Below are 7,293 nucleotides of genomic sequence, written 5' to 3' on the forward strand. Positions count from 1 at the left end.
ACGCACTTTGCCGCTCAATCGCCACCCCAAACTCTAACGAAACAGGGTATCGTTATTTGCCCTCAAACCGCCCTCCTCAAATTCTAACGAAACGTGGTATCGTTATTTGGTCATTTTATCGTCGAATACGGCTCATTTCTCGCAAATAACGATTCACAGTTTCCTTAGAATCTAAAAGCCTTCATTTTCAGCCTAATAACGTGTCATAGTTTCGTTAGACAAATATCAAGAGAATTTGATTGAAAGTCAGAAAAGGTCAAACCAAGCATTTCACGGTAAATCCTCACGTAAATCCAAAGAATTTGCCTGATTTTGAGCTGATTTGCGGTTTATTTACTTTTGTCACTTAGTAGGCAGGGGCATATAATATAAGTGTAAGGTCAAATAAGGTCAAAGGAAGGGGAAATGGTACGATGTTTGATTTGATTCCTTTTGGAAAACGCAGAGAAGATGCGTTCGGTCAGTTGGTGAAATCCTTCAATGATATGTTCGATGAAGACTGGTTTACGCCGTTCAAAGGCTGGGGACTTTCGTTTAAGACGGATATCCGTGAGACAGACCAGGCCTATCTGGTTGAGGCGGAGCTGCCCGGTTTTCAGAAAGATGATATCGAAATTAACTATGCAGCCCCTTACTTAACGATCAAAGCCATACGCAAGGAAGAGAGCAAAGTAGAAAATACAGACCAGCAAATTGTTCGTCGAGAGCGTCATTTTGGGGAATATGTCCGTCGATTCTATGTTCAAGACATTGATGATAGCAACATTACAGCGACGTTGAAGGATGGAGTGCTTAAGCTCGAAGTACCTAAGCAAGCGAACTCCGGTGCTAGACGGATTCAGATCCGGGACGACAGAGATATGTGATCTAAAATACTGAATATTGCGGCATAGAAACTGCATAGCTTACAACGGCCCTTTCCATATGGATGATGGAGGGGCTTTTTATTGGTCAACTAGGTGTATTTAGGGCGCTATTTAGCTTTAACATTATAAAATTAAGTGTATAATAGATACAGAATAGTACAGATTCGGATTGGGGGTATAACAGTTGGAAGTGCACGAAGAGGGAATTACAAAGCACGAGCAACTGCTTCAATATATTGAAGGGCTGAAGATTGGAACGAAGATATCCGTGCGTAAATTGGCCAAGACGATGACCGTGAGCGAGGGAACGGCTTACCGGGCGCTGAAAGAAGCGGAAAACCTAGGTATCGTCATTACTAAAGAGCGGATCGGTACGGTTCGGGTTGAGAAGAAGCCGCGGAATCTGTCTGATCAATTGAGCTTTGAGGATGTGGTGGAAATCGTAGAGGGTCATGTGCTTGGCGGGGCTGATGGGCTAGGCAAAACTTTGCATAAGTATGTGATCGGAGCCATGAAGATTGATGCGATGGCACGTTATATTGATGCGGGTAGTCTGCTGATTGTCGGAAACCGTGAGGATTCCCATTCCTTGGCTCTGCAACAGGGCTCTGGCGTGCTTATTACCGGCGGGTTCGGGACAAGCCGTGAAGTGAAAAACCTGGCCGATTCCTTGGAGCTGCCGATCATTTCTTCGCGTCATGATACGTTTACGGTAGCCTCGATGATCAACCGCGCCTTATTTGACCGCTTGATTAAGAAGAAGATTATGCTCGTTGAGGATATTGTGGCGAGGAAGCCACGGGTAAGCATGCTCAAGCTGACGAGTACGATCGCTGATTTTGACGAGCTGTCGATTGAGACGGGAGCGCAGCATTTTCCGGTTGTCGATGAGTGGAATCGGGTCATCGGCATCGTAAGCCGTAAGGATGTTGAGGAGCTTAGAGGTGATCAGAGCATCGAGAAATGCTTGAGCCGCCATCCGATTACGGTAGGGATGCAGACCTCGCTCGCTTCAGCCGCACAGATTATGGTGTGGGAAGGAATCGACTTCCTGCCGGTCGTGGACCGCAATCGTAAGCTGGTCTCCTCGGTCACGCGCAGAGAGGTGCTGCAGGCGATGCGGGATGCCCAAAACCAGCCGCAGATGGGCGAGACCTTTGAGCATTTAATGTGGAACGGATTTGCCGAAGAGCGTGATCAGGATGGCAGGTTATTCTTCCACGGTATGATCACGCCGCAGATGGCTACTCATTTAGGAACAATCTCTAACGGCGTGCTTAGCTCATTAATGACGCAGGCGGCCTTGACCTTCGCCAAGGATATCAGCGGGGCCGACTATGTCGTAGACAATTTATCCACCTACTTCATTCGGCCTGTCCAAATTGAGAATCCGGTTGTTATCACTCCGGTCATTCTGGAAATGAGCCGCAGGGCATGTAAATTGGAGATGCTGATGAAATATCAGGACAATATTGTCGCCAAGGCGATGTTGACCTTGCAATCTATCGACCATGCCTAGCATCTGGGCCTTGAAGCTTAGTCTTTGGACCCTTTAATCCGCCCTTTGTCTGGAGAAGATTCCATAATTGCGGAAGCCGGCAAAAATATTAAACGCCCCCAGCACCATAAAAATCGCGCCGACGACAACGCGCACAGTCGAACCGGTGAACATAAACATTTGGATGATGGCCAGAAACAGCAGCATGAAGCCCATGCTGATATTGCTCTTGGCCTGTGTTATGCCGCGTTTGTGGGCGTCGATAGAGCGGCGCGCCTTCAGGCTGAATATTATCGAGCATATGCTGGATATGAGCAAGCCGGCATACACCACATACAGAATGCCATCGATCATATGAGTGGGACAGCTCCTTTTTTTATAAAAATATTACCAAATAATGTGATGTACAAGGTGACTTATATCATTGTAACATGAAAAATCAACTTCGCACATATGGCCGCATGTCGACCCAAATCTGCAGTACGCCTTCACTCACCAACATCGTCTTGATTTGAATACTATAATCCTTGTCGCGGACGGAATATATTTTTCGATTAAGCAGTGTACGGGCCATTTTGGCATCGGAATCGATATCAAAGATGTTCCTGCCGCGCAACACTTCAAGCTCATCCTGCAGCGTCTGCACCACTTCCTTAACGGCGAGGGAATCCAGCGGCGGGTCTCTTTCTTCTACCGTCACCTTGATCTCCTTAACAACGGTGGAGCGATTTCGATATTTTCTCAGCGTCTTATTGTCTTCTTCGGCCTGATAAAGCTTGATTTGCAGGTCTTTGTTCTCAATCCATAGCTGATTATAGCTCGCCTGAAAGACCATATTGTAGGCGATGCTGCCGATGACCATGCCCAGCAGAAACACACCGACAAACTGCATAAGGCGCTTGAAACCCTGAAGGCTAGGTCCCTTCATCCTCTGCCGCCCCCGCACATCCAGCGCACGATTTCGGCTCCGATATGAGCCCCAAGGAAAGCGAACATCAGATATAAAATCTGTTTAATAGCCGGAGAGATGTTGCCGTCGAAAAAATTGCTCTCGATGACCCGCATCGGATCGATCGTTCCGCCTACCGCAGCAGCCAGCGCCCAGATCTTGATGCGACCGGCGATCTCGAGCATGCTTTGCGTTGGTGGCTGGAATGCCATAACCGCTCCGATTCCTCCAATCAGCGCTCCTCCGAGCACGATTCCGAATGCCACGAAGAAGTCGATAACCGCTTTGGTAAGAAAAGTACTCATTTTCCTTTCAGCTCCCCTTTCGCCAGATGGCTTGTCCAGGTCTTATTCTTTATGTAAAGCATGAATTGCCTCTTGTCCCTCGTTACTCTCATTCTATGGGCGCAGCCTATGGATGTATGATAAAATCTTTTATTAAAGAGACAGTTTTATAGAGGTCGTTCAAAAAGTCCGCTTTTGAAGAGAAGGCCCATCAAAGACAAGCGAAGGATGAGCGATCGCGATTCAGCCGCAGGTTTTCGGCGATATAGCATTTTCGAGCGGGTGCTTATGAGATAGTTTGGAACTTCACTTATAAATAGTTGAGATTAATCTTCTAGTACGGATTTTACATGGAAAGGAAGGAAACGCATGGACAGCTTTGTTCACCTGCATGTACACAGCGAATATAGCTTGCTGGACGGTGCCGCCCGGCTTGAGGATCTGGTCAAGAGAGCCGCCGGCTTCGGCATGAAGGCGCTGGCATTGACCGATCACGGAGTGATGTACGGTGCGGTTCCTTTTTATAAATTGTGTAAGGCAAATGGAATCAAGCCGATTATCGGATGTGAGATGTACTTTACTGCCGGATCGCGCAAGGAGCGGGGCAGCCGCAAGGATCAGCCGATCCATCATCTGATTCTGCTTGCGAAAAATCTGCAGGGGTATCAGAACCTGATGCGGTTGTGCTCGATTGCGCAGTTCGAAGGATTCCATTACAAACCGCGGATCGATTGGGAGGTTCTGGAGCGCCACGCCGAGGGGCTTGTCTGCCTAAGCGCTTGCCTCGGGGGAGAAGTGCCCCAGCATCTGCTGCATGGCCGCTATGAGGAGGCGAAGCGAGCTGCTCTGCGCTATAAGGCGGCGTTTGGTGAGGACTTCTATCTGGAACTGCAGGATCATAGCATTCCAGAGCAGAAGAAGGTGAATCCGCAGCTTATTCAGCTTGCTGAAGAGACGGGAATTGCTCTTGTAGCGACCAATGATGTTCACTACTTGGAACAGGACGATGCCGAGGTCCAGGATGTGCTGATCTGTATTGGTACGGGGAAGAGCGTAGAGGACGAGGATCGGCTGAAAATGAATACGAACCAGCTCTATATGAAGAATGGGGCTCAGATGGCCACGTTGTTCCCGCATGTGCCGGAAGCAATTCGCAATACAGCAGTGATCGCTGATAAATGCGATTTGGAGCTGGAATTTGGCAAGCATATTCTCCCGGCTTACCGCCCGATTCCCGAGGGCATGGATGCGGCGTCTTATTTGGAGACCCTCTGTCAGCAAGGTCTTGCTGAGCGTTATAACGGTTTGCCGGAGTGGCAGAGCGAGGGGGCCCAAGCTTCGCTGCAGGAACGGCTCAAGTATGAGCTGGGTGTGATCGCGAACATGGGCTTTTCCGATTATTTTCTAATTGTATGGGATTTCATCGCTTTTGCTCATCGCCATGGCATCGCCACGGGTCCGGGACGGGGTTCCTCTGCCGGCAGTATCGTCGCCTATGTGCTGCATATTACGAATGTAGATCCGATGAAATATAATCTGCTGTTCGAGCGCTTCCTCAATCCGGAGCGGGTAACGATGCCGGATATCGATATTGACTTCAGCGATTTGCGCCGGGATGAAGTCATTGCTTATGTTGCGGATAAGTATGGCCCGGAGCATGTGGCTCAGATTATTACCTTTGGTACTATGGCTGCGCGGGCGGCGGTTCGCGACGTAGGAAGGGCGCTGAGTGTTCCGTTCGGCGAGGTCGATAAGGTAGCCAAGCTGATCCCCGGCAGCCTGGGGATGACGATTGAGCGCGCGATGAAGGAGAGTCCGGATTTGAAGGGGCTGTATGACTCGCAGCCGCGTATTCACGGACTTCTCAATATGGCGATGAAGGTTGAGGGGATGCCCAGGCATGCCTCGACTCATGCGGCTGGTGTAATCATCTCCCGCGACCCGCTGACAGATGCAGTTCCATTGCAGACGGGCAGCGAAGGTACGGCGCTGACGCAATATTCAATGGAGCATCTCGAAGCGATCGGTTTGCTGAAAATGGACTTTCTCGGTTTGCGCACGCTGTCGATTATCGAACGCTGTATGAAGTGGATCACGGAGGAGAGCGGAGATGCGCCGGATTTTCGGATCATTCCCGATGATGATCACAAGACCTATGAGATGTTAGGCCGTGGGGAGACAACCGGGGTGTTCCAGCTTGAGTCGGCGGGCATGCGCCGCGTGCTGCGCGATTTGAAGCCGTCGCAGTTCGAGGATGTGATCTCTGTTCTGGCTCTGTATCGGCCAGGTCCGATGGAGTTTATTCCGAATTATATTTCCTCAAAGCATGGCTTGAGTGAGGTTCATTACCCGCATCCGGATCTGGAGCCAATTCTGAAGGATACGTACGGCATTATCGTCTATCAGGAGCAGATCATGCAGATCGCGTCAAGGATGGCTGGATTCTCGCTTGGTGAAGCGGATTTGCTGCGCCGTGCCGTATCGAAGAAGAAGCGGGAGGTGCTGGATGAGCAGCGGGGTCATTTTGTGGCTGGAAGCAAGGCCCAGGGCTATACGGAGACGGATGCAAATGCAGTCTATGATATGATCGTCCGTTTCGCCGATTATGGCTTCCCGCGGGCGCATGCCGCTGCATACGGAGTGCTCGCTTTTCAGACGGCTTATTTGAAGGCGCACTATCCTGTGCATTTTATGGCCTCCATGTTAACGGCTGTCATGGGCAGCCATCGCAAGGTGGCCGAATACATTGTCGAGTGCCGCCGGATGGGCATCGTTGTATTGCCGCCGGATGTGAACGAGAGCGGGGTGTTATTCACACCTCGGGTGAACGGAACGAGCAGGGCCGGAATAGCAGGTGATTCTGAGATTATCGACATGGGGACGGATGTGCAGATAAATTCAGATTCCGTGTCCAATTCTGACTCCAATTCGGAATCTAATTTGGAATCAGAGGAGCCCTATGGGGTGATTCGTTTTGGTCTGGCGGCCATTAAGAATGTGGGCACCCAGGCGATGGAGAGTATTCTGAAGGAGCGGCAGGAACGGCCTTTTGACAGTCTGCTTGATTTCTGCCGCCGCGTTGATCTGCGGGTCTGCAACAAGCGGGTGATCGAGTCGCTGATTCAGGGCGGAGCGTTTGATTCCTTGCCGGGACATCGCGCCCAATTGCTGGCGATGTTGGATGAGACGGTGGAAGCGGCAACGAAGTGGCGTAAGGAACGGGATGATCTGCAGATTCAATTGTTCGATTTCATTGAGACGCCAAACTGGGATATCGAGTATCCTGAGATCCCCAAGTTTACAGTAGGGCAGCAGCTTGAACTGGAGCGTGAGCTGCTGGGTTTATATTTATCCGGCCATCCGCTGGATGATTTTGATGAACTGCTGAATGAAGACGGCATCGATCGACTGATGGATTTGGCTGAAGCTGCGGATGAGAGCGAGACGGTTGTGGCCGGGATGGTTGTGTCGCTGAAGACGATCATGACTAAGCAGGGCAAGCCGATGGCTTTCATAGAGCTGGAAGACCAGATCGAGCGCTGCGAGGTCGTCTTGTTCCCGAATATGTGGCGCCGCTGTGCGCCGCACGTCACGAAAGGCGCGCTGCTCGCACTGCGCGCCACGGTCCAGCAGCAGGACGAAGGCTTCAAGCTGCTGGCCGATGAGGTGGCGCCGCTGAGCGTGCAAAGCCTCGCC

At 50.6% G+C, this 7,293-nt stretch carries 6 protein-coding genes; 3 read left to right on the forward strand and 3 right to left on the reverse strand.

Translation table 11 applies throughout. The features are described 5' to 3' along the window. Window positions 1–413: 413 nt before the first annotated feature. Window positions 414–866 (forward strand): Hsp20/alpha crystallin family protein, encoded by a 453-nt coding sequence (locus tag BN1360_RS13095; RefSeq protein ID WP_068780297.1) that lies wholly within the window; start codon window positions 414–416, stop codon window positions 864–866. Window positions 867–1,050: 184 nt separating this feature from the next. Further along, complete coding sequence (locus BN1360_RS13100) at window positions 1,051–2,385, forward strand: DRTGG domain-containing protein (RefSeq protein ID WP_068780298.1); 1,335 nt, start codon at window positions 1,051–1,053, stop codon at window positions 2,383–2,385. A 33-nt stretch (window positions 2,386–2,418) separates the two neighbouring features. Here BN1360_RS13100 and BN1360_RS13105 read toward each other — a convergent pair whose 3' ends face one another. From BN1360_RS13105 to BN1360_RS13115, 3 genes are all read right to left on the reverse strand, one after another. Continuing rightward, the gene (locus BN1360_RS13105; protein ID WP_068780299.1) at window positions 2,419–2,718 is read right to left on the reverse strand and encodes a YtpI family protein; all 300 of its coding nucleotides are present in this window, start codon (window positions 2,716–2,718) and stop codon (window positions 2,419–2,421) included. Between the two features lie 85 nt (window positions 2,719–2,803). Then, window positions 2,804–3,292: a sporulation membrane protein YtrI gene (locus BN1360_RS13110; protein WP_068780300.1), complete on the reverse strand. Its 489-nt coding sequence runs from the start codon at window positions 3,290–3,292 to the stop codon at window positions 2,804–2,806. Continuing rightward, window positions 3,289–3,618, reverse strand: coding sequence for a YtrH family sporulation protein (locus tag BN1360_RS13115; protein ID WP_068780301.1), 330 nt, complete (start codon window positions 3,616–3,618; stop codon window positions 3,289–3,291). The genes BN1360_RS13110 and BN1360_RS13115 overlap by 4 nt, the downstream gene beginning before the upstream one ends. A 348-nt stretch (window positions 3,619–3,966) precedes the next feature. Between BN1360_RS13115 and BN1360_RS13120 the strand changes: the two genes are divergently transcribed. Next, window positions 3,967–7,293: DNA polymerase III subunit alpha (locus BN1360_RS13120; protein ID WP_068780302.1), on the forward strand; the 3,327-nt coding region annotated here is incomplete at its 3' end.

It is taken from the genome of Paenibacillus sp. GM2 (assembly GCF_900069005.2).
In the GTDB taxonomy this organism is placed as follows: Bacteria; Bacillota; Bacilli; order Paenibacillales; family Paenibacillaceae; genus Fontibacillus.